Source organism: Deltaproteobacteria bacterium (assembly GCA_013151915.1).
Classification (GTDB): Bacteria; BMS3Abin14; BMS3Abin14; order BMS3Abin14; family BMS3Abin14; genus BMS3ABIN14.
This window is the reverse complement of record JAADHJ010000024.1, coordinates 19,187-39,667: the sequence shown is the minus strand read 5'-3', so window position 1 is coordinate 39,667 and position 20,481 is coordinate 19,187. Positions and strand designations below refer to the sequence as shown.

Annotated in this window: 24 protein-coding genes and 1 tRNA gene; 1 reads left to right on the top strand and 24 read right to left on the bottom strand. The window is 54.8% G+C overall.

The window, feature by feature from the left end; genetic code table 11:
* Positions 1-7: 7 nt before the first annotated feature.
* The 6 genes from GXP52_05415 to GXP52_05390 all read right to left on the bottom strand — a co-directional run bounded on the left by GXP52_05415 (position 8) and on the right by GXP52_05390 (position 5,313).
* Positions 8-904, bottom strand: a complete 897-nt coding sequence (locus GXP52_05415; GenBank protein NOY86720.1) for a DUF1385 domain-containing protein — start codon at positions 902-904, stop codon at positions 8-10.
* Between the two features lie 57 nt (positions 905-961).
* Complete coding sequence (locus tag GXP52_05410) at positions 962-1,687, bottom strand: FAD-dependent thymidylate synthase (protein NOY86719.1); 726 nt, start codon at positions 1,685-1,687, stop codon at positions 962-964.
* Between the two features lie 12 nt (positions 1,688-1,699).
* Positions 1,700-1,900 carry a 50S ribosomal protein L31 gene (rpmE, locus tag GXP52_05405; GenBank protein NOY86718.1) on the bottom strand — a complete coding sequence of 67 codons (201 nt, stop codon included), beginning with the start codon at positions 1,898-1,900 and terminating at the stop codon, positions 1,700-1,702.
* Positions 1,901-1,995: 95 nt separating this feature from the next.
* Positions 1,996-3,249, bottom strand: a complete 1,254-nt coding sequence (locus GXP52_05400; protein NOY86717.1) for a transcription termination factor Rho — start codon at positions 3,247-3,249, stop codon at positions 1,996-1,998.
* A gap of 318 nt (positions 3,250-3,567) precedes the next feature.
* Positions 3,568-4,548: a sensor domain-containing diguanylate cyclase gene (locus GXP52_05395; GenBank protein NOY86716.1), complete on the bottom strand. Its 981-nt coding sequence runs from the start codon at positions 4,546-4,548 to the stop codon at positions 3,568-3,570.
* Between the two features lie 150 nt (positions 4,549-4,698).
* Positions 4,699-5,313 (bottom strand): dephospho-CoA kinase, encoded by a 615-nt coding sequence (locus tag GXP52_05390; protein ID NOY86715.1) that lies wholly within the window; start codon positions 5,311-5,313, stop codon positions 4,699-4,701.
* 143 nt (positions 5,314-5,456) lie between these two features.
* Between GXP52_05390 and GXP52_05385 the strand changes: the two genes are divergently transcribed.
* On the top strand, positions 5,457-6,011 hold the full coding sequence (locus tag GXP52_05385; protein ID NOY86714.1) for a biotin transporter BioY: 555 nt from the start codon (positions 5,457-5,459) through the stop codon (positions 6,009-6,011).
* A gap of 21 nt (positions 6,012-6,032) precedes the next feature.
* On the opposite strand, the gene GXP52_05380 is transcribed toward GXP52_05385, so the two are convergent.
* From GXP52_05380 to mnmG, 18 genes are all read right to left on the bottom strand, one after another.
* On the bottom strand, positions 6,033-6,275 hold the full coding sequence (locus GXP52_05380; protein ID NOY86713.1) for a hypothetical protein: 243 nt from the start codon (positions 6,273-6,275) through the stop codon (positions 6,033-6,035).
* 41 nt (positions 6,276-6,316) lie between these two features.
* A tRNA-Pro gene (locus tag GXP52_05375) sits at positions 6,317-6,393 on the bottom strand.
* Positions 6,394-6,542: 149 nt separating this feature from the next.
* The gene (locus GXP52_05370; GenBank protein NOY86712.1) at positions 6,543-6,959 is read right to left on the bottom strand and encodes a F0F1 ATP synthase subunit epsilon; all 417 of its coding nucleotides are present in this window, start codon (positions 6,957-6,959) and stop codon (positions 6,543-6,545) included.
* A gap of 9 nt (positions 6,960-6,968) precedes the next feature.
* Entirely contained in the window at positions 6,969-8,408 is a 1,440-nt protein-coding gene (gene atpD / locus GXP52_05365) for a F0F1 ATP synthase subunit beta (protein ID NOY86711.1), read from the bottom strand.
* Between the two features lie 47 nt (positions 8,409-8,455).
* On the bottom strand, positions 8,456-9,313 hold the full coding sequence (gene atpG, locus GXP52_05360) for an ATP synthase F1 subunit gamma (protein NOY86710.1): 858 nt from the start codon (positions 9,311-9,313) through the stop codon (positions 8,456-8,458).
* Positions 9,314-9,328: 15 nt separating this feature from the next.
* Positions 9,329-10,846, bottom strand: coding sequence for a F0F1 ATP synthase subunit alpha (locus tag GXP52_05355; GenBank protein ID NOY86709.1), 1,518 nt, complete (start codon positions 10,844-10,846; stop codon positions 9,329-9,331).
* Between the two features lie 5 nt (positions 10,847-10,851).
* Positions 10,852-11,397: an ATP synthase F1 subunit delta gene (atpH, locus tag GXP52_05350; GenBank protein ID NOY86708.1), complete on the bottom strand. Its 546-nt coding sequence runs from the start codon at positions 11,395-11,397 to the stop codon at positions 10,852-10,854.
* Complete coding sequence (gene atpF / locus GXP52_05345; protein ID NOY86707.1) at positions 11,394-11,984, bottom strand: F0F1 ATP synthase subunit B; 591 nt, start codon at positions 11,982-11,984, stop codon at positions 11,394-11,396. Before atpF ends, atpH begins: the two co-directional genes overlap by 4 nt.
* Complete coding sequence (locus GXP52_05340) at positions 11,984-12,421, bottom strand: ATP synthase F0 subunit B (protein NOY86706.1); 438 nt, start codon at positions 12,419-12,421, stop codon at positions 11,984-11,986. The genes atpF and GXP52_05340 overlap by 1 nt, the downstream gene beginning before the upstream one ends.
* A 116-nt stretch (positions 12,422-12,537) precedes the next feature.
* Complete coding sequence (atpE, locus tag GXP52_05335) at positions 12,538-12,795, bottom strand: ATP synthase F0 subunit C (GenBank protein ID NOY86705.1); 258 nt, start codon at positions 12,793-12,795, stop codon at positions 12,538-12,540.
* Between the two features lie 116 nt (positions 12,796-12,911).
* A complete protein-coding gene (locus tag GXP52_05330) occupies positions 12,912-13,655 on the bottom strand; it encodes an ATP synthase F0 subunit C (protein NOY86704.1) in 744 nt (247 codons plus the stop codon).
* 93 nt (positions 13,656-13,748) lie between these two features.
* Complete coding sequence (gene atpB, locus GXP52_05325) at positions 13,749-14,420, bottom strand: F0F1 ATP synthase subunit A (protein NOY86703.1); 672 nt, start codon at positions 14,418-14,420, stop codon at positions 13,749-13,751.
* Between the two features lies 1 nt (position 14,421).
* Positions 14,422-14,805, bottom strand: coding sequence for an ATP synthase subunit I (locus tag GXP52_05320; GenBank protein NOY86702.1), 384 nt, complete (start codon positions 14,803-14,805; stop codon positions 14,422-14,424).
* Between the two features lie 55 nt (positions 14,806-14,860).
* Entirely contained in the window at positions 14,861-15,298 is a 438-nt protein-coding gene (locus tag GXP52_05315; protein ID NOY86701.1) for a polymer-forming cytoskeletal protein, read from the bottom strand.
* 56 nt (positions 15,299-15,354) lie between these two features.
* Complete coding sequence (locus GXP52_05310; GenBank protein NOY86700.1) at positions 15,355-16,212, bottom strand: ParB/RepB/Spo0J family partition protein; 858 nt, start codon at positions 16,210-16,212, stop codon at positions 15,355-15,357.
* Between the two features lie 156 nt (positions 16,213-16,368).
* A complete protein-coding gene (locus GXP52_05305; GenBank protein NOY86699.1) occupies positions 16,369-17,127 on the bottom strand; it encodes a ParA family protein in 759 nt (252 codons plus the stop codon).
* Between the two features lie 639 nt (positions 17,128-17,766).
* A complete protein-coding gene (gene rsmG / locus GXP52_05300; protein NOY86698.1) occupies positions 17,767-18,411 on the bottom strand; it encodes a 16S rRNA (guanine(527)-N(7))-methyltransferase RsmG in 645 nt (214 codons plus the stop codon).
* Between the two features lie 51 nt (positions 18,412-18,462).
* On the bottom strand, positions 18,463-20,346 hold the full coding sequence (mnmG, locus tag GXP52_05295) for a tRNA uridine-5-carboxymethylaminomethyl(34) synthesis enzyme MnmG (GenBank protein NOY86697.1): 1,884 nt from the start codon (positions 20,344-20,346) through the stop codon (positions 18,463-18,465).
* Positions 20,347-20,481: the final 135 nt, after the last annotated feature.

Here is a 20,481-nt window from a genome sequence, read left to right as displayed (position 1 = left end):
CGGTCCATCAGCCATCAGCTCCTTCTTCAATTATAGCCTCTTTAAGGGCAGTCAGGGCAACCTCAAGCTGATCGTCGGTGGGCTCTCTGGTTGTAAGTCTCTGCAGCATGAGACCGGGGAGAAGAAACACCCGGAAGGCCGCCCGATTCCTGTACCGATCCCCAACCCTCAACAACTCGTAGGAAAGCCCCGCAATGATCGGCAGCAGCCCGATCCGCGCAAACCCCTTCCCCCAGAATGGCCAGGCATGTGGTATCTGGGCAAAGACCAGTATGGATAACACCATAACGATGAGCAGAAAACTGGTCCCGCAGCGAGGGTGCATCGGGCTGTACTTTCTGGCATTGTCGACCGTCAGATCATCCCCCGCCTCCATGGCATATATGCTCTTGTGTTCAGCGCCGTGGTACTGAAAGATTCTTTTTACGTCTTTGATCAGGGTTATGGATGCGAGATAGAGGAGAAACACCCCCAGTCTGAGGATGCCGTCCATAAGGTTGAATCCCCATCGTCCCTCTATCCAGTCGACATGTCCCTGCAAAAGACGGGTCATCCAAAGGGGCAACAGGATAAAAAGCACGATAGCCAGCCCTAAGGCCCCGGCCATGGTCCCCGCCATGGCCCACGGTCCGATTTCTCCTTCATCCTCATCAAGGGCCTGTTGCGCACTGAAGTTAAGCGCCTTTATACCCAGGACGACCGTCCCAAAGAGTGATACCGTGCCGCGGACAAAGGGGAGCTTCAGGGAAGGGAATCGATCCGACAGGAGGTGCAACCTCTGGGCCTTGACGACAATCTCCCCCGATGGGCGGCGAACCGCCACCGTCATGACCTTGGGGGCACGCATCATCACCCCTTCGATAACGGCCTGACCACCTATTTTATGATCTTTTTGATGCAGCATTTTTCACCGGACTGTCGACCCATGCCCCACATCCGGACACATGGGTTGCAATGGTTATTAAACGGGGTCTTGAGCCTTGGGGCTCGGGGCTGTTTTCAGGGCCCTGTATCTGGCCTTGACCTCCTTGATCCTTCCGCATGTCATGTCCCCCTCCGGGCATGGCCCCCCGATGCACGATGGGCCCGAATCGGCGAAAAGCGACGGGGCCACATCCCGGACCAGGCCGACCATCCTCTCGGCCACACCACGGATTTCCCATTGGGCCCTTTCACAGCAGCGAATGCGGAAAAAATGCCGCAGCTCCCTCGCGTTCATGGTTACAATAATCTTCGTCTGGGCAGCCGATGGAAAAAGATATCTGGCATCTTCCGCAGGGATACCACCCTCACACATGTCCCTGTAAATGGAGAAAGCCTCCCTGCAGTGTTCAAGATACCGCCGGTAAAATCCCCTGTCCCGTCTGATGGATTCAGGCACTACAACCTCAAGGGAGTCCTTGAACTCAACGTATCGCTGGCTCTGCTGGGAATAGGATGCCAGCCGGTGGCGAACCAGTTGGTGGGTCATGACCCGGGAAACACCCTCTATTCCGAAGGTGAAGGACGCATGTTCCAGAACGGAGTGGTGTCCGAGGGATATGACTTTGCGCAGAAGGACCGACAGGTCCTTTCCCGCCAGAGAACTGTCAAGCTCCAGGATGCTCCGTGGCGAATAGCAGAGCCTGATGGCCCGCGCGACAGCCTTTTCAGGGTCGGGGGTGTGGGAAAGCAGACAAACCTGTATGGTCACGGCGCGCTATTTCTGACCGTAGCGCCTCTTGAACTTCTCGACGCGGCCGGCGGCGTCCACGAGCTTCTGCTTTCCAGTGTAGAAGGGGTGACAGTTGGAGCAGATATCTATGTTCCTGCTGTCGATGACTGATCTCGTCCTGTACTCCGCTCCACAGGCGCAGGAAAATGTCATCTCCTTATATTCCGGATGGATGTCTTTTTTCATGACTTTTTTTCCTCCCAATTCCAGGGAAAACACCCCTGGCAAGCGGATCTTTTTACCATAATTTACCCATCAGGGCAAATATGTTATGGGGTCCTCTATTTGTCCATCATGTCGTAGAATTCCTGATTATCCTTCGTTCCCTGAAGCTTGTCCAGCAGGAATTCCATGCTGTCGATGGTGTTCATCGGGGCCAGAACCTTATGCAGCACCCAGATTCTGTTGAGAATATCCGGGGCAACGATGAGTTCCTCTTTTCTGGTTCCGGATCGGCTGGCATCGATAGCCGGAAAGATCCTCTTCTCGACAAGCCGCCTGTCAAGATGAAGTTCCATGTTTCCGGTTCCCTTGAACTCCTCGAAAATGACCTCGTCCATTCTGCTCCCGGTATCCACAAGCGCGGTGGCGATTATGGTCAGGCTGCCTCCCTGCTCGATATTCCTGGCGGCACCGAAGAACCTTTTGGGCCGGTGCAGAGCATTGGAATCAACACCGCCGGACAACACCTTTCCGCTTGGGGGCGACACCGTGTTGTAGGCCCTGGCAAGGCGGGTAATACTGTCTAACAGAATCACAACGTCCTTCTGGTGTTCAACCAGCCTTCTGGCTTTTTCGATGACCATTTCGGCTACCTGGATATGCCGGGTGGGCGGCTCATCGAAAGTTGAGGAGATGACCTCTCCCTTGACGGATCGCTGCATGTCCGTCACTTCCTCGGGTCTTTCATCAATGAGGAGAACGATCAGAAAAATTTCAGGGTGGTTGATGCTGATGCTGTTGGCGATGTTCTGCAGAAGCATCGTCTTACCGGTACGGGGGGGCGCCACAATAAGCCCCCGCTGACCTTTGCCTATGGGGGTGATAATATCCATCACCCTGCTGGAATAGTTCTTGATATCGTCGGTCTCAAGCGTGATCCTCTCCTCGGGGTAAAGGGGCGTGAGATTGTCGAAGAGGATCTTCCCGCGGGAGGCCTCGGGCGGCTCAAAGTTGAGGCTCTCGACCTTCAGGAGGGCGAAATATCGCTCCCCTTCCTTTGGGGGTCTGATCTCGCCGGTAACGGTATCCCCGGTCCTCATGTTGAAACGCCTGATCTGGGAAGGGGAAACGTATATATCGTCCGGACCGGGTAGGTAGTTTGAGTCGGGTGAGCGAAGAAATCCGAAACCATCCGGCAGTATCTCCAGCACCCCGCTTCCGTAAATGGATTTTTTCTGATGGGCCTGGGATTGCAGGATTGCAAAGATGAGGTCCTGTTTCCTCATACTGCCGGCGCCTTCGATTTTGAATTCTTTAGCTGCCATCTTGGTCAGCTCACTGATGGATTTTTCCTTCAGTTCCGTCAAGTCCATAGATTTACTACTCCTTGGGTCATCATTTTTTTGTGCTTTTTTAGGCATGGCAGGTGGCTCTTCAGATATGGCAGGTGGTATCGCCGGTATTTGTGGGATTGAGTTGTTCGATAAGTCCTCAGGTAAACAGTTTTGAAACGCCCATCAGTTGGGCAATTGAAATTCAATCTTAAATGCCGGGGTCAGCGGGCTTCGTCACCGGGATACACATGAAAGGCTTGTTTTTTGGATAAGGCTCCTGAATTCAGGATTGGACTCAGGAAACTTAACTGTAAGGAAACGAGATGTCAACCCCCAACAGACAATCTATCGGAAGCCTCACTCCGCCCTGAAAGAGTTCCCCCCCAGTCGCCTGGCCTCTCTGAGCGCATTTTCAGTCCTCTGTATTATGGCCTTTTCACCCTCTCCATGGATGTATGTCGAGATCCCGATGCTTAAACTCACCGGAGGATCTCCTCTCTTCGGCAGGGCGTCCATATCGGCAAGTATCAGTTTGGCGATCTTTTTGGCGGCATCCTCATCCTCCCCAACGAGGAGTATGTGCCATTTGGGTCCTATGCGACAGGGCACATCCAGATTGCAGAGTCTATCCAGTATGATTTCGGAAATCTCCATCAGCAACTGGTCGCTTTTGACGTGGCCGTACATCGAATTGTATTCCCTGAACCGGTTGAGGCGAACCTCCATGAGAGAAATGTCGTAATCGACCTTTTCGGCATGGTTTATCTCTCGGTCAAGCTGTTCATGCCAATATTTGAAGCTGCACAGGTTCGTCAGGGGATCGACCCCGGAGAGTGTCACCAACCTGTCACTCATCTGGCCGTCATCCATAATCAACGCGAACAGGGCCGCCAGGTCAACCATGACGTTTTGCGTCTTCTCCGAAAAGGTGTCGGTGCCCGAACAGGACAGGTAAAGGATACCGATGTTTTTCCCTCGTATGCCCATGGGAACCGCCAGAAATGATCCGTAGGGATGCTCGAAGGTATGGGTCTTTGCCTCGTCTTTCTTTTCGCCGGAGATAACGAGAAGGGGCTGTTTAAGGTATGCGGCCTCAGTCAGGAAACCCTCAAAGGGTCTCCGGTGAAATTCCTTTATGAAGGCATTGCTCCACCCCTTGGAGATAAGCACCTTGTGCCGGCCCCTGGCAGGGTCCAGCAGGATAATGGCACAGGCCAGGCATTCGAAGGAATCCTTGACCCGCTGAAGGGCAAAACTCAGAACCTCCTCGCTGGTCAAAGACGTGTTGAGCTTTTTCAGGATGCTGCGAATCAGATTCAGCTCATTCTGTGGGCTCAATTTTCCCTCCTCCCGTCGGACAAACCGGGGCTTTTTCTTCCCATGGCTGCGGGTTGACCCGCGATCAAAAACAGTTTCCAGAATACCTGGCAGACAGAAACCCGGCACTGAAAATTATATCAAAAAACTCTGGTTTTCAAAAGGCTATTGCTATTGCCGGGCTTTATCCTGCGGCAGAAGGGCATCCATAATGACGGCGACCTGCTTTCTTGTTTCCTCGATACTCCCGCCATTGTCCACGATGAAGTCCGCCAGCCGGATCCGCTCATCATCCGTCGCCTGATTACGCATCCTGGCCAGGGCATCGGCCCTTGAATACCTTCCTGAGGAAACAAGCCTGTCTAGTTTTAGCTCTTCCGGGGCGGTGACTGCGAGGATAGCCCTGTAGCCGGCCCGGCCTTTCCCTTCCGCGAGAAGGGGGATTTCCATGGCAACGACGGCGTCCGGACACTTCCGGAAGAGATCCTGGATAATACGGGCCTCCTCCGCCCGGATAAGGGGATGGAGGATGCTTTCCAGCTTTTTCCTTGCAGTCTGATCGGAGAAGACAAGGGAGGCCATTGTTTCGCGTTTCAGGTGTTCTTCCCCGTCAAAAAAAGAGGGGCCGAAGGCGGCTCTGATTCTTTTCGCCCCTTCCGTTCCGGGTTCGACGGCCCGGCGGGCGATTTCATCTGCGTCAACCCCTACGGCGCCCATCTCCTCAAAAAGCCGCCGCACAGTGGACTTGCCTGACCCGAGTCCGCCGGTAATTGCAATAACGATCATGCCGCCTTTCCTACTGGACATTTATACCCGATTTTACTATCAATCCAGTTCCACCAGTGCCATTAAGATGACCTCGTAAAAAGTCTTTGCGAGTCCATCAATTAACGTCCTTATCCTATATCCTACACAAAGGGGGTCTGGAATTGAAGTCGAGAACGAAAGATATCGTCCTTGTAGCCCTGACGGTGGCACTGACCTCGGCCGGGGCGTACCTTCGCATCCCCATAGGTCCGGTGCCCATTACTCTTCAGACCTTTTTCGTCCTTCTTTCAGGCGCGGTCCTCGGCCCTTTGCTGGGGGCAACGGCCATGTTCGCCTATTTAGTTCTCGGGCTGGCCGGCCTTCCCGTCTTCACCTCAGGGGGAGGCCCCCAATACATTCTCTCGCCCACCTTCGGATTCCTCCTGTCGTTTCCATTGGCATCGGCCGTCGTGGGGCTCGTTCTCAGGGGCGAAGGTCCAAAAGTCCATCGGCGCAGGATTGGAGCGGCCATGTTTCTCGGGACCTTTTTGATCTACCTCGTGGGGGTGCCTTATCTGGGCCTTAACCTGAAGTGGATCCAACATAAGGAGGTGGGCACCAGGGCCGTTATAATGATGGGTATGATCCCGTTTCTCCCCGGGGACCTTCTCAAGATCCTCTTTGGGACTTGGGTGGTTCCACCAATCCTGAGGGTTATAAAGGACCTGCGCCCCTGATATGTCGGGGACTATTCCCGTTTACCGCCCTCCGAAGAACTCATTGCTGAAGAACCGGTAGATCTCGGCGAGAAACCCGGTGTAGTAGTTCACAAGGATCAGGAAGACCAGGCCAACCATCAGTGAACAGTAAAAAATGATGAGCGCCTCACCACGGCCGGCGCCGATCCTGGGGGCGAGAAAACGATGGACGAATATCCAGAGCAGACTCGACAGGAAGACAAGGTATCCTATGAAGAAACCGAAGGTCAGAAAATAGAGCATGGGCCGGAAAATACAGCCTGGTTACACCAGGCCGAAAGAAATGGTCGGGATGGCGGGATTTGAACCCGCGGCCTCATGGTCCCGAACCATGCGCGCTACCAAGCTGCGCCACATCCCGATTCTGAATTCCGCGCTTTCAGGGAGGCGGCTCCCCTCGAAGAAGACAGATTATTATAACCGGAAGGCTTGAAAAGTCAAAAGAGAACGGGCGTTAAAAAACACCCCTGAACAAGGGGTGTTTTTAAAAACGATATGCGCCCTGCCGGGTCATCTTCTGCCCGCTACCTGAACCCTGGTTACCGCTTTTTCCAGACGAGCCTTGGCCTTCTCGTACATGGGATCCTCCCCACCGGCAGTGATAATCTGCTCGGCCTGCTCTTTGTCCAGTTGGGCTCTATTAAGATCGATATCCGTGGCCCTCTCGGCGGTCTCGGCCAGGACCATAACCCTGTTGGAAGCCACCTCCACGTATCCCCAGGAGACGGCCAGATGTTCCGTCTGGTCTGCGGTCCGATAGTTCATCTCCCCAACCTTCAGTGCGGTAAGGAAGGGAACGTGCCCCGGCAGAACCCCGAACTCGCCCTCAATTCCGGGAAGAACCACCTCATCCACCTCGGAGGATACAACAACCCGGTCCGGTGTGACCACCTCGAGAAACAGTTTGTTTTTGCTCGGCTCGGCCATGGCGTTGGATCAGGCGGACTCGGCCATTTTCTGGCCCTGTTCTCTGGCCTCTTCAATGGTGCCAACCATGTAGAATGCCTGCTCGGGAAGGTCGTCATGCTGTCCGGCGACAATCTCCTTGAATCCCCTGATGGTATCCTCCAATTTGACGTATTTCCCGGGGGTTCCGGTAAACTGCTCGGCCACGAAGAACGGTTGAGAGAGAAACCTCTGTATCTTTCTTGCCCGGGAGACAATCACTTTGTCATCCTCTGAAAGTTCGTCCATGCCCAGAATGGCTATGATATCCTGGAGGTCCTTATATTTCTGCAGGATCAACTGGACGTCCTGCGCCACCTGGTAGTGCTCCTCACCAACGATCCTGGGATCAAGGACCCTGGAGGTGGAATCGAGGGGATCCACAGCAGGATAGATGCCCAGTTCCACGATCTGTCTTGAAAGGACCGTAGTGGCATCAAGGTGGCTGAAGGCCGTGGCCGGAGCCGGATCGGTAAGGTCGTCGGCGGGAACATATATGGCCTGCACCGAGGTAATGGAACCTTTCTTGGTGGATGTGATGCGTTCCTGAAGTTCGCCCATCTCGGTGGCCAGGGTCGGCTGGTAGCCCACCGCGCTTGGGATTCGCCCCAGAAGAGCGGAAACCTCGGACCCGGCCTGGGTAAAGCGGAAGATGTTGTCCACGAAGAGCAGCACGTCCTGCCCTTCCTCGTCCCGGAAGTACTCAGCGGCGGTCAGACCTGAAAGACCGACCCTCAGACGGGCCCCTGGAGGTTCGTTCATCTGTCCGTAGACCAGGATGGCCTTATCCAGAACCTTCGATTCCTTCATCTCAAGCCAGAGATCGTTTCCCTCACGGGTTCGCTCTCCCACACCGGAAAAGACGGAGAATCCACCGTGCTCGATGGCGATGTTGTGAATAAGCTCCATGATGATAACCGTCTTCCCAACGCCGGCGCCTCCGAACAGCCCGATCTTTCCGCCCTTGGGATAGGGCTCCAGGAGATCGACGACCTTGATCCCCGTCTCAAGGATCTCATTTTCCGTGCTCTGATCCTCAAGTGAAGGGGCCTCCCGATGGATCGAATACCGGATATCGCTCTCGATGGGTCCCATCTCGTCCACCGGCTCGCCGATTACATTCATGATCCTTCCAAGGGTACCACGCCCCACGGGAACGGTGATAGGACCGCCTGTATCCTCGGCCTCCATGCCGCGAACGAGGCCGTCGGTGGCACCCATGGCCACGGTTCTCACAACGTTGTTTCCAAGATGAGCGGCGACCTCGGTGATCAGGCTGGTCTTCTGTCCCCCGTCTTCTCTCTGAATTCGAACGGCGTTATAGATGGCCGGGAGTTTGCCCGGGTGAAACTCTATGTCCACCACGGGGCCGATTATCTGGGTAATAGTGCCGATGTTCTTCACAGACTGTACCTCCTTATCCTGAGGCATATTTGGCTACCTGAACAGGTTCGGGTTTTTCGGTTTTCTCCCGGGTCCTAAGTTAGGGCCTCCGCACCGCTGACTACCTCCATAAGTTCCTTGGTGATGGCGGCCTGTCTCTGGCGATTATACAGGAGAGTGAGTTTATCTATCATATCGCTTGCGTTCTTGGATGCCGCATCCATAGCCGTCATCCGGGCCCCATGCTCGCTGGCCGCCGACTCCAGGAGCGAACGGAAAACCTGGATATTGACGTGCCTGGGGAGGAGTTCCTCGAGAATGGCATCTTCAGAGGGCTCGTAAGTGTACTCCACTATGAAGGTATCTTCGGAAATGTCCATGGGCTTTATGGGCAACAGCTGTTCGACGACGACCCGCTGCTGAATGGCCGACTTGAATTCATTATACACCATATAGACCTGATCGAACTCCTCGGTCAGGTATCCTTCCACCAGACTTTCGCCGATAGCCGCCGCTATGGGAACGGAAACGTCCGCCAGGATGTTCACGGACACCTTTCGTGTCTTTATGTTGCGCCTTTTAAAGAAGTCCATCCCTTTTCGGCCCACGATGTTCAAGGAGAATTCCCACTCGGGATGTTCCGCCATGAAACGTTCGGCCGACCGCAGGATGCTGGAATTAAAAGCTCCGCATAGCCCGCGATCAGAGGTGATGACCAGCAGTTCGACCTTTTTGGGATCGCGCGTCACGAGAAGAGGATGGGCATTGGGATTGGTCCTCAGGGCCAGGCTTGACAGGACCTCCAGCATCTTGAGGGCATAGGGCCTGGAGGCAAGAATAGAATCCTGCGCCCGGCGAAGCCGGGATGCCGCAACCATCTTCATGGCCTTGGTGATCTGCTGTGTGCTCTTTACCGAGTCAATGCGCCGGCGTATGTCCCTTAAGTTCGCCATGGTAAAACTCTCTCCCTATTCGTAGACGAACTCGTTTTTGAACTCATCGAGGGCGTTTTTCATCGTGGCCTGAAGGTCATCGTCGAGCTTTCCTTTTTCTTTGATATCCTTGAGAATGCGAGGGTGGCGGTTTTCCATAAAACGCACCATCTCCTCAGCATACTTGCCGATAACCTCCACAGGATAGTCGTCAAGATACCCGTTTGTCGCTGAGAAGATGGTCAGAACCTGCTTTTCCACCGGCATGGGAACATATTGGTCCTGTTTGAGCACCTCCACCAGTCGTTCACCGCGTGCGAGCTGCCTCTGGGTCGTCTTGTCAAGGTCGGATCCGAACTGGGCGAAAGCCGCCATTTCCCTGTACTGGGCCAATTCCAGGCGCAGTCGACCTGCGACCTGCCGCATTGCTCTGACCTGCGCCGCCCCACCTACCCGGGAGACCGAAATACCAACATTGATGGCGGGGCGGACCCCTGAGTAGAACAGATCCGACTCCAGGAAAATCTGTCCATCGGTAATGGAGATGACGTTTGTGGGGATATATGCCGAAACATCTCCGGCCTGGGTCTCGATTATCGGGAGCGCCGTCAGTGAACCTCCACCCATCTCATCGTTTAACTTGGCAGCTCGCTCCAGCAGCCTGGAGTGCAGGTAAAAAACATCTCCGGGATATGCCTCGCGCCCCGGAGGCCGTCTTAGGAGAAGGGACATCTGCCGATAGGCAACAGCGTGTTTGGAAAGATCGTCATATATAAGGAGAGCGTGCTCCCCTTTGTCTCGGAAATACTCTCCCATGGCGCATCCTGCAAATGGCGAGATAAACAGAAGAGGCGCCGGCTCGCTCGCGGAGGCGGAAACCACGATGGTGTAATCCATGGCACCGCGCTCCTCCAGGTCGGCGACAACCCGCGCTACTGTGGATTCTTTCTGCCCGATGGCAACATAGATACAGATCACGGGGTCTGCGGCGGTTTTCTGGTTGATAATGGTATCGATGGCGATAGCGGTCTTGCCCGTCTGACGGTCACCGATGATCAGCTCCCTCTGACCGCGGCCGATGGGAATCATGGAGTCAACCGATTTCAAACCTGTCTGGAGCGGTTCCTTGACCGGCTGCCTCTTGACAATACCTGGCGCGATAACCTCGACCAGGCGGGTGGCATCGGTCTCGATGGGCCCCTTCCCGTCTATTGGCTGCCCCAGAGGATTGACAACCCTGCCCAACAGCCCCTCGCCGACCGGCACTTCTACGATCCGGCCGGTACGTTTGACGATGTCGCCCTCTTTGATGAGTTGGTACTCACCAAAAAGAACGATGCCGACGTTATCCTCCTCCAGGTTCAGAATCATTCCGAAGACTTCGCCGGGCAGCTCCACGAGCTCTCCGGCCATGGCGTTTTCAAGGCCATGCACCCGGGCGATGCCATCGCCGGTAGACAGGACGATTCCGGTTTCCTTTACATCGATGGATTTCTCGAACCCTTCGATCTGCTTCTTGATTATCTCGGTGATCTCTTCCGCTCTGATTCGCATTCGGTCTATCTCCCCGTGCTTAGGGTATCTTTTATCTGCTGCAGCTGATTGCTTATGCTTCCGTCGTAAACCCGGCCCCCAACGTAGGCCACCATTCCTCCCACAATGCTCTCGTCAACCTCAACCTGCAGGACGATTTCCTTGCCCGAAAGTTTAGAAAGCGCGTCATGGACCCTTTTCGTATCACGATCGCCAAGAGGCGCGGCAACGACCACCCTCGCTCTGATACGGTTTTCTTCCAGATCGTAAAGATGCTGGTATGCTTCCGCAATTTCGCCGATCCCGTCGATCCTGTTCTTTTCAAGCAGTACCGACACGAACCTTCCGGCCAACTCCCTGACGTTGATCTTTTCGAAGATACTGTTGAGGACTTTCTCCTTTGCGGCATGGGGAACGGTTGGATCGGAGAAGACATTTTCCAGATCGGGGCTGGTGGTAAAGAGACTCGCGATGTTTTTCAGGTCCTCCCCGATCTCGCCGACAAGACCCTTTTCCGTCGCCAGATCCATTATTGCCCGGGCATAACGCCTTGCGAGAACTTGACCGATCACTGCTTGACTGCCTCCAGATCATTCAGATATTCGTCAACAAACCTATGGTGATCCTCCGGGGTTATCTTTTTCCGTATGATCTCCTCTGCGATAGTCACGGCTGTGTCGGCGACCTCTTTCCTCAGAATCTCCTGCGATTTCTTCAGTTCCTGCCGGATGGACAGCTTGGCCTCTTTCTTGAGCCTTTCCACCGCCATCTCCGCTTCGCGCAGGATCCTTTCCTTTTCGATTTCACTTTCCTTCTTGGCGGCCTGGATAAGCGCCTCCGTCTCCTGATCCACCCGCGCCAGGCGCTCCTCGGCCTCTTTCATCTTGATCTCGGCCTCTTTTCTGGACACCTCGGCCTCATTGAGAAGCTTGCGGATCGATTCTATGCTCCCCTTGATGCCCTCCACAATAGGTTTACGTGTAAAATATATAAGGACCCCGAGCAGGATGGCAAAGTTCACGAACCGCATGACAAGATCGTAAATCGCCCGCCCGCCTCCACCCCCATCGGCACCTTCACCTCCCGCAGCCATGGAGACGGCGGGGATCATAAGACAGCAGGCTACCAGCAGGAGGGTCCGGACTGTTCTTTTTGACATCACGCCCTTCCTCCCATGTTATGGCCCAACAGCTTTGCGGCGACCTTGTCGGCCAGGTTCTCTGCCTCCGTCTTGAGCACTGTTCTGGATTCCTCGGCCTGGGCAGCCAATGTTTTTCGGGCGATATCAAGCTCCTTTGCATTTTCCTCCTTGGTGTCCTGAAGAATCTTGCGGAATTCACCAAGCGCCTCGCTCCGGGAAGCCGTCCTTATGGACATGGATTCCTGCTTGGCGGACAGGAGTTGTGATTCGTATCTGGCAATGTTTTCATCCGCCAGCCCGCTTAACCGTTCCTTGATCTCCGCCGCGTCCTTCACGAGCTTCTCACGTTCATCAAGCACCCGGAGAATCGGCTTGAATAGCAGGAAGTTGAGAACAACCAGCAGAATCAGGAAGTTAGCCAGCTGGACAAATAAGGTGAAGTTGATGCTAACCAAGCGCGCCTCCGCTTATCCGGGCACAAAATACGTAATGGGGATCAAAGAGTGCATAAAAGTAATAAAACGGCCTTTGCCTGTCAACAGTTTTTCCCCTCGAAGCCCGCTGCGGCATCCTATCCCTTGACTACGAAGATGAGGAGAAGGGCTACCACGAGGGCGTAGATCCCGGTGGACTCGGAAACAGCCTGTCCCACCAGCATGGTTCGCGTAAGGAGTCCGGCCTCATCCGGGTTTTTACCGATAGCCTCGCAGGCCTTGCCGGCCGCAAAACCCTCACCGACGCCCGGGCCTATGGCGCCGAACCCCATGGAGATGCCCGCGCCGAGTAAGGCTGCCGCTCTGATCAATTCCGCTCCGCTTATTCCATCCATTTTTGTTCCTCCTGAAGTAATTCAGTTTAAACATTGACCGTCTCGTCGGTCGGAGTGAATCCGCATGGCTCCACCCCCACCCCAGGATGCGCGCTTCTCGTACATCCTGTTCGCAATTACCTCAACATTATCAGTACAAACGCCACAACCATGGCGTAGATGCTTGTGGACTGAGCCACCGCCTGGCCCAGGAGCATGACCCTGGTCAGCAGGCCTACCGAACTGGGCGGGTCCCTGTGATTCCTGACTCCGATGATGGCCGACTCGGCCGCAATTCCGGAACCGATGGATGGTCCCACGGCCCCGAACCCCATACAGAGCCCCGCTGAAAGCATGGCCACAAAATCGACGATGCCGGCATTGGGTCTTGCCGGGAGAAAGATAAGCAGAAACGAAATAAGCAGGGCGAAAATGACCGGGGTCTGGCTTACTGCCTGGCCTATGAGCATCATGGTGGTGAAGCTGCTTCTGAGGTATGGCTGCCGTGCAATAGCCTCGCAGGCCCGCGCAGCGGGGAACCCCGCTCCCACACCGGAGGCCAGGGATGCCGCTCCAATGGAGAGGCCGGCACCCAGCGCGCTGAAACCGTCAATAAGGGGAACACCCTGATAGTTTCCGAAAAGGAGCAGGATGGCCACCACCAACGCGAAGATACCCGAGGTTTCCGTCACCGCCTGGCCGACAAGCATGATGCGAAACAGGTCGAAGGATGTCGCGGACTGCCTGGCGATTCCCAACGAGGCGCTGCCGGCCGATAGACCCTCGCCGATTCCCGGACCGATGGCGCCGAGACCGATAGCCAGCCCGGCCCCTGCGAGGGCCAGGGCCTTGACGATCGCTGCGGTTGCGATTGGATCCATAAACCCCCTCTTTACAACCCCTGTTTGACAAACTCGCAAGAAGTCTTTTCGCTTCGCGTACATCCTGCTTGATGGATTTTTTGCGAGTCCATCCTATTTAGTCGCCACAGCTATATACGTAATCGTAAGCATGGTAAAAACGAAGGCCTGGATGGTACCGACAAAAAGCCCGAAGAAGGCGTTTAGAAACGGCGGCAAAACCAGGTTGTAAACCATGTGGGAAACCACGATGATAATGATCGCTCCCCCCATGATATTGCCGAACAGTCGGAAAGAGATGGATATAACCTTGGCCAGTTCTCCGATGATGTTCAGCGGGGCCATTACAAAGAAAGGCTCGGCGTACTCTTTGAGGTAGGTCCCTATTCCTTTTTCCCTGACAGCCGCGAAATGGGTGAGGACAAAACCCATGATTCCAAGGCTCAGCGGTGTGTTCAGGTCTCTTGTGGGTTCTTCAAGGCCCGGTATGATCCCAAGCCAGTTGCACAAAACCAGGAAGAGAAACATGGTCGCGATCAACGGAAGGTAGCCCCGGCTGGTGGTCTCAAGAGTGTCCCTGACAAGCTTGTCCATACTGGAAACATAAACCTCCATCATCCGTTGGAGGGGACCCGGGATCTGTTTCAGCCTCCTTGTTGCCAGAAAAGCAACGATTATAAGAAAAGCCATGACGACCCACGTATTGAACAGTGTGGCCGTGTTAACCGTCAGGTGGAGACCGAACAGATCAAATGAATATGTGGGGATGTAGGTCATGTCTTCCATGTCACCTGGTTTCCATTTCGTTCTTCCGGTCTGTTCCCCCGGTCAACTCCCCGACGATAAGGACCGCCTGGGCGATGAACAACGCCGGTATAGCCGCCCAAAGAGCGATCCTGTCCATCGAAGCAGCTGCAAAAAGGACCGCACCGGCGATTACCATCCTCAAAGCGTAACGCCCCGCAGCGGATCGCTGACCCCCGGGTCCCACCTTCACGGCGTGCCGAGGTATATGACCGGCCATTGCCAGGAAATTTACCAGGCTCGCGGCCCCACCCAGGGCAACCCCTCTGGCCCAGGACCTGTGACCCATCAGGACAAAAACACCACTTAACAGGAGTATGATGACAAGGGTCCTGAAAAAAATTTTCCTGACAAATTTAGCGAACATCCGTACCACGCTGCTCACAAATCGGTATGCAATATACTGTATCCCACAGTTTTCATCAATCGGTTTTTAGCGCTGCCGATTTTTCACTTTTGGCGCTGTTTTCCTTCAGGGGACCGATGGAAGAAATGTTGGCCTCCCCTTGGGTCATGACACAGCTTCCGTCAAAGATTACCCCTTCTTCAATGAAGAGTCTGGGGGTCTTGATGTTGCCGAAGACCTTTCCCGGGCTATGTACCTCCACCTTTCCGGTTGCGTTGATGTTCCCCCTAACCACGCCGCTTATTACGATGGTATGCACTTGGATCTCGGCGTTAATGGCGGCGCTTTCGCCCACGATCAGGGTGTCTTTCGTAAAGATCTCCCCCTCCATCTTCCCGTCCACCCGGACGGTCCCCTCGAAAGTGAGGATGCCTTTGAAATCAGTTCCTTCCCCCAGGAAGGCTTTGATCTCACCCCTTGTCGCGCTGTTGGGCTTTTCCTTCTTTCCGTTCATCTTTTTTCCTCCATTCCAGATACCCTCGTAAAAAGTACTTTCGGCGGGTTTATCGATCATCCCTTCAGAATTCTGTCGATCACACCATCGAGTTCCTCGGCGCTGGTGCAGATGATCTCGATTCGGCCACCATTTTTACCGATCCTGAGGCGAACCTTCGAGCCCAGGCTTTTTTCCATCCGCCGTTCGAGAGCCCTTGTTTCGTGAGAAACATCAGGACTCCCGGACACTTTCCCCGGGGAGGATCGCCCTCTTCTTACGGCCCGTTCCACCTCCCGAACCGACAATCCTCTTTTAAGTATCCTGTTTAGCATGGCCCGCATTTCGCCCGTGTCCGCAACCCCCAGCAGGGCACGGGCATGACCCGCTGATATGGAACCTTCGGCCAGCTTTTCCTTTACGAATTCCGGAAGCTTGAGCAATCTTAGAGCATTTGCCACCGTTGCGCGATCCTTGCCAAGACGGGCGGCCAACTGTTCCTGAGTATATTTGAAACGCCCCTGCAGATCTCCATAGGCTCCCGCTTCTTCAAGCGGATTCAGGTCCTCGCGCTGAATATTCTCGATGAGCGCCAACTCCAGCTTCTGGTCCTCCGGATACCTCTTTAGAATAACGGGTACCGTTTTCAGGCCGGCGAGCTTCGCGGCCCTCAGGCGCCGCTCACCCGCAAGCAGCTCATACCCCCCCGGCACCCTGTGGACCAACAGGGGCTGCAGAATTCCCTTTTCCCGGATCGAGGCGGCCAATTCGGCCATTGCTCCCCGGTTAAAGGCCCTCCTCGGCTGGTCGGAGTTTGGAAAGACCTCCTCAACGGAAACAACGAGAAACTCCCCCTGCTCCGCGGTGGTCTCGATGCCTGGAATCAGGGCGCCCAATCCCTTGCCAAGGGCCTGTCTCTTCCGTTCAGTCGTCATAGCCTTTCGTCCCCAGGGTTAAAAACCGACAGTGTCTAATGTCCAATTTCCAAAGCTAATTTACCACAGCGTGACCATTTACAGGTCACACCACAGGGTTACACAGGGTAAAACCGGGGGATGGCTTTTTGCGAGGTCATCCAGGTTCTACCATCGTCAACGTTTAAGGATCTCCTTTGCGAGATCCAGATAGGCCCTGCACCCGGCGGATCGGATGTCGTAAAGAATAACCGGTTTTCCGTGGCTTGGAGCCTCACTGAGCCGCACGTTCCTGGGTATCACCGTCCGGAATACCTTGTCGTCAAAAAAAGCTCTCGCTTCCGTGGCAACCTGGTGGGACAGGTTGTTCCTTGGATCGAACATTGTCAGGAGTATCCCCTCAAGCCCCAGGTCGGGGTTCAGGGCGGACCTGACAAGCCTGATGGTATTAAGGAGGTTTCCCAGGCCCTCCATGGCATAATACTCACACTGAAGCGGCACCAGTACGGTATTGGACGCAGTCAGGGCATTTAAGGTCAGCAGACCAAGGGACGGTGGGCTGTCAATGATAATGTAGCGGTATTGTTCTTTTACCCCCTGCAAGGCCCGGGAGAGAAGGGTTTCCCTGGAAAGAACGCTGACCAGTTCCAGCTCTGCACCGATGAGGTCCACGTGGGAGGGGACGAGCTTTAAAAAATCAAGGGCCGTATCCATGACGGTTCCTTCGATCGCCTGGTTCTCAACAAGCACCTGGTATACCGAACCGGAAAAACCGGACGCGTCTACGCCCAGACCGCTGGTAGCATTGGCCTGGGGATCCATGTCCACCAGAAGCGTGCGCCGCTCGGCGGCAGCCAGCGAGGCCGCAAGATTAATGGCCGTGGTGGTTTTTCCCACTCCACCCTTCTGGTTGGCGATGGTTATTATCTTCCCCATGGATTCAATCCATATTCCTTCTCCACACGGCAGAACCCGGAAGCGGCGTTTTTGAGGGTGCGGGTATGGACAACACGTTAGTCACAGCAAAATCCTGTTTGATTTCAAATGCTTAACTTTAAAAAACGGTTCATCACAATAATGCGTACCTTTATTATTTTGCCGTCATTGCGAGGAACATCGAGGGAGATGAGAGTGACGCGGCAATCCCGGGCGAAGCTGAAAAGATCAAAAGCTGATTTACCACAGCCTGCCGGCTATAGTTTCAGCGACGGCTGATGAAACTCTGTGCACCCTGTGTTAAATTAGCTTTTCACAAAATCCGGTCATCCTTCAGGTACTCATTTTCAGGATGATCCAAAAAAACTTTGTCTCCCCAGGGAACGATCCGTCCCGCACGGTGCGCCTCATTCATCGTTTTGCCTTCTGTGTATCCGGGACTTCGATCCCTGATCAGGGAAATTTGAAAACTAGTATACGGGAAGAAAAATGTCCAAGGAAATTTCCCTGTTATCAATCTATGATAGGGTCGTAAAAAGTCCCTTAATGGCTTTTTACTCCACGGAAAGCGAAAAGTGTCATTTTCTCTTTCCTCACAAATCAACAACTTGCAACGCAAGTCATTGATTTGAGCACCCTTCAATGGGCGCATTCTATCTCCTCGCCATGCACCTCCCAGATTACACGATCCCCGCGGCCATCGGATCCATGGTACGGGTAAACATTGCCGACACCATCCTCGACCAGGTCTTTACTGGTGTAGACCAGGACCCTGCCCTCCGTCCCCAGGAACGGGAGCGCCCAGGCAAGAACCTTTTTCGGCCTGGCCGCCGCTCTCGTGAGAACCAGGTCCATCTGCCTCTCCCCGGCGGCCTGTTCCTGGAAGGCCTCCGATCGGCCCTCCAGGATTTTCACGTCATCGAGCTCAAGCAGATGGACGATATGGCGGAGAAAAGCACACTTTCTGGCCGAGGCCTCGGCCAGAAAAACCTGAAGACCCGGGCTTGCAATCCTGAGAGGAAGCCCCGGAAACCCGGCCCCCGAACCCAGGTCAAGAGCTTTTTCCTGCCCGGATATCAGACCCATCCCAAGTGGGGCGAGGGAATCGAGAAAGTGGGTCCCTATCCAGTCGTGCTGCCTGCGGGAAACGAGGTTAACGCGCCTGTTCCAACGAACGAGCTCTGTATAATAACGGTAGAAAAGGTCCAATGCCGATAGGTTCAGATCAATCGGGATAAGAGCTGCGCCCGTGACAAACGCCTCAAGAAATTGGTCATGGTCCAATGGAATGGTGCCTTTGAGGACACTTTTTTCAGTTTTTTCGGTGATTTTCCTTCACTCCCGCCCTACCTTTTCCCTTCGCCCCTTCCCCTCGATATACATCATTAGGGCCGAAACGGCCGCCGGTGTAACCCCGGGGATCCTTGAGGCCTGGCCGAGATTGTGGGGCAGCACCGCCTTCAACCGATCCCGGACTTCCCTGGAAAGGGCGACGAGGGTTTCATAGTCAAGGTCCTGAGGTATGGCCATGGCCTCAAGCCGCCTGACCTTCTCGACAATGGCCTCCTGGCGATGGATATAACCTGCATATTTAACCTGTATCTCAATCTGCTGAGCCGCACCTTTGTTGGTGATAGGGATGAATGTCGGATCGTACATCTGCAGGTCGTCGTATGCAACACCGGTTTGACGGAGCACCTTCAAGAGGGGTGTTCCTCGGGGGTGGGATTTTCCCATATCAACCGTGACTCTGTGTCTTTCCAGGTCTTTGAGTCCTTCGGAGACCATTTCGGCCTTCTCGCGGACCAGGTCTATTGCCTCCTCCGTGATGAGACCGATCCGGTGTCCCTTTTCCATGAGGCGAAGATCAGCGTTATCCTCCCGGAGGAGCAGACGGTGTTCAGCCCTGGAGGTAAAAAGCCGATAGGGCTCCGTCACCCCTTTCGTCACAAGATCGTCCACGAGAACCCCAAGGTAGGCTTCATCCCTTCCAATGATCAGCGGCGGCTCTTTCCTCACCATCAGGGCTGCGTTTATGCCGGCAAGCATCCCCTGCCCGGCTGCCTCTTCATATCCGGATGTACCGTTGATCTGTCCGGCGAGGAACAGTCCCCGAACCGACTTGACCTGGAGATCCGGCCCCAGTTGCGTAGGATAGACAAAATCATATTCAATGGCATATCCCGGCCGCATGATCTGAACCTCATCGAGCCCGGGAATCGTCCGAAGCATGCGTATCTGGATGTCAACCGGGAGGCTGGTTGATACCCCGTTGGGATAATATTCCCTGGTTGCCAACCCTTCAGGTTCCAGAAAGACAAGGTGGCCTGACCGATCGGAAAAGCGGACCACCTTATCCTCGATACTTGGGCAGTACCGTGGCCCGATCCCCTTGATGACGCCCGAATAAAGAGGGGACCTGTCCAGGCCTGCCCTGATAGCCTCGTGGGTCCTTTCGGTAGTACGGGTGATCCAGCAGGGGACCTGTTCCCGGTCGACGGACAGGGTTTTAAAGGAAAACGGTTTCGGTTCCGGGTCGCCATATTGGGGTTTGGTCCGGGAAAAATCGATGGTCTTGGCATCGAGACGGGGGGTAGTGCCCGTTTTAAGCCTTCCCATTGTCAGCCCGAGGGCACTTAGTGCCGCGGAGAGAGAGACTGAGGGGAATTCCCCTGCCCGTCCTGCCGGGTAGCGGGTTTGCCCGATGTGAATCAGCCCGTTCAGGAAGGTGCCTGACGCCACAACCACTGCGCCGGAGGTGAATTCCTGGCCGGCCTGGGTGTACACACCGATGATTTGAGGCATGCCGGACGATTCTTCCGTCAGGAACCCCTCCATCATTCCCTGCTTGATATGGAGTCCATCCTGTGATTCCAGGACCTGTCTGACCCAGCCCTTGTAAAGGTACATGTCGGCCTGAGCCCTGGACGACCGGACGGCAGGCCCTTTTCTGGTGTTGAGCAGCCGAAACTGGATCCCGGTCGCGTCTATTGCCTGGGCCATGATCCCCCCCAGCGCGTCGATCTCCCGGACCAGATGACCTTTGGCAAGGCCCCCTATGGCTGGATTGCAGGACATATGGGCAAGCTGATCGATGGAGATGGTAAACAGGAGGGTGGTCATACCCATGCGGGCGGAGGCCATTGCCGCCTCGCATCCCGCATGTCCGCCCCCTACCACAATGACATCAAAGTGCGTAGGGTCTCGGTGTCTTGAAATCTGTTGCACGGATTGTTTCACGTGAAACACTCGCTTTCTTCGGCAGGCTCATGACAGGGAAGCCCAGAACTCAGAGCTGAAAGTCCAGAGTCCTGGAAGCAGGGTCTAGGTTAAATCAGCATTTTCGCTGCGGCT

What these genes read in the sequence shown, in the direction of transcription:
- GXP52_05415 (NOY86720.1), bottom strand. Translation starts at nt 904, where the DNA reads ATGCTGCATCAAAAAGATCATAAAATAGGTGGTCAGGCCGTTATCGAA.
- rpmE (NOY86718.1), bottom strand. Translation starts at nt 1,900, where the DNA reads ATGAAAAAAGACATCCATCCGGAATATAAGGAGATGACATTTTCCTGC.
- GXP52_05400 (NOY86717.1), bottom strand. Translation starts at nt 3,249, where the DNA reads ATGGACTTGACGGAACTGAAGGAAAAATCCATCAGTGAGCTGACCAAG.
- GXP52_05390 (NOY86715.1), bottom strand. Translation starts at nt 5,313, where the DNA reads ATGATCGTTATTGCAATTACCGGCGGACTCGGGTCAGGCAAGTCCACT.
- GXP52_05380 (NOY86713.1), bottom strand. Translation starts at nt 6,275, where the DNA reads ATGCTCTATTTTCTGACCTTCGGTTTCTTCATAGGATACCTTGTCTTC.
- GXP52_05370 (NOY86712.1), bottom strand. Translation starts at nt 6,959, where the DNA reads ATGGCCGAGCCGAGCAAAAACAAACTGTTTCTCGAGGTGGTCACACCG.
- atpD (NOY86711.1), bottom strand. Translation starts at nt 8,408, where the DNA reads ATGCCTCAGGATAAGGAGGTACAGTCTGTGAAGAACATCGGCACTATT.
- atpG (NOY86710.1), bottom strand. Translation starts at nt 9,313, where the DNA reads ATGGCGAACTTAAGGGACATACGCCGGCGCATTGACTCGGTAAAGAGC.
- GXP52_05355 (NOY86709.1), bottom strand. Translation starts at nt 10,846, where the DNA reads ATGCGAATCAGAGCGGAAGAGATCACCGAGATAATCAAGAAGCAGATC.
- atpF (NOY86707.1), bottom strand. Translation starts at nt 11,984, where the DNA reads ATGTCAAAAAGAACAGTCCGGACCCTCCTGCTGGTAGCCTGCTGTCTT.
- atpE (NOY86705.1), bottom strand. Translation starts at nt 12,795, where the DNA reads ATGGATGGAATAAGCGGAGCGGAATTGATCAGAGCGGCAGCCTTACTC.
- GXP52_05330 (NOY86704.1), bottom strand. Translation starts at nt 13,655, where the DNA reads ATGGATCCAATCGCAACCGCAGCGATCGTCAAGGCCCTGGCCCTCGCA.
- atpB (NOY86703.1), bottom strand. Translation starts at nt 14,420, where the DNA reads ATGGAAGACATGACCTACATCCCCACATATTCATTTGATCTGTTCGGT.
- GXP52_05320 (NOY86702.1), bottom strand. Translation starts at nt 14,805, where the DNA reads ATGTTCGCTAAATTTGTCAGGAAAATTTTTTTCAGGACCCTTGTCATC.
- GXP52_05315 (NOY86701.1), bottom strand. Translation starts at nt 15,298, where the DNA reads ATGAACGGAAAGAAGGAAAAGCCCAACAGCGCGACAAGGGGTGAGATC.
- GXP52_05310 (NOY86700.1), bottom strand. Translation starts at nt 16,212, where the DNA reads ATGACGACTGAACGGAAGAGACAGGCCCTTGGCAAGGGATTGGGCGCC.
- GXP52_05305 (NOY86699.1), bottom strand. Translation starts at nt 17,127, where the DNA reads ATGGGGAAGATAATAACCATCGCCAACCAGAAGGGTGGAGTGGGAAAA.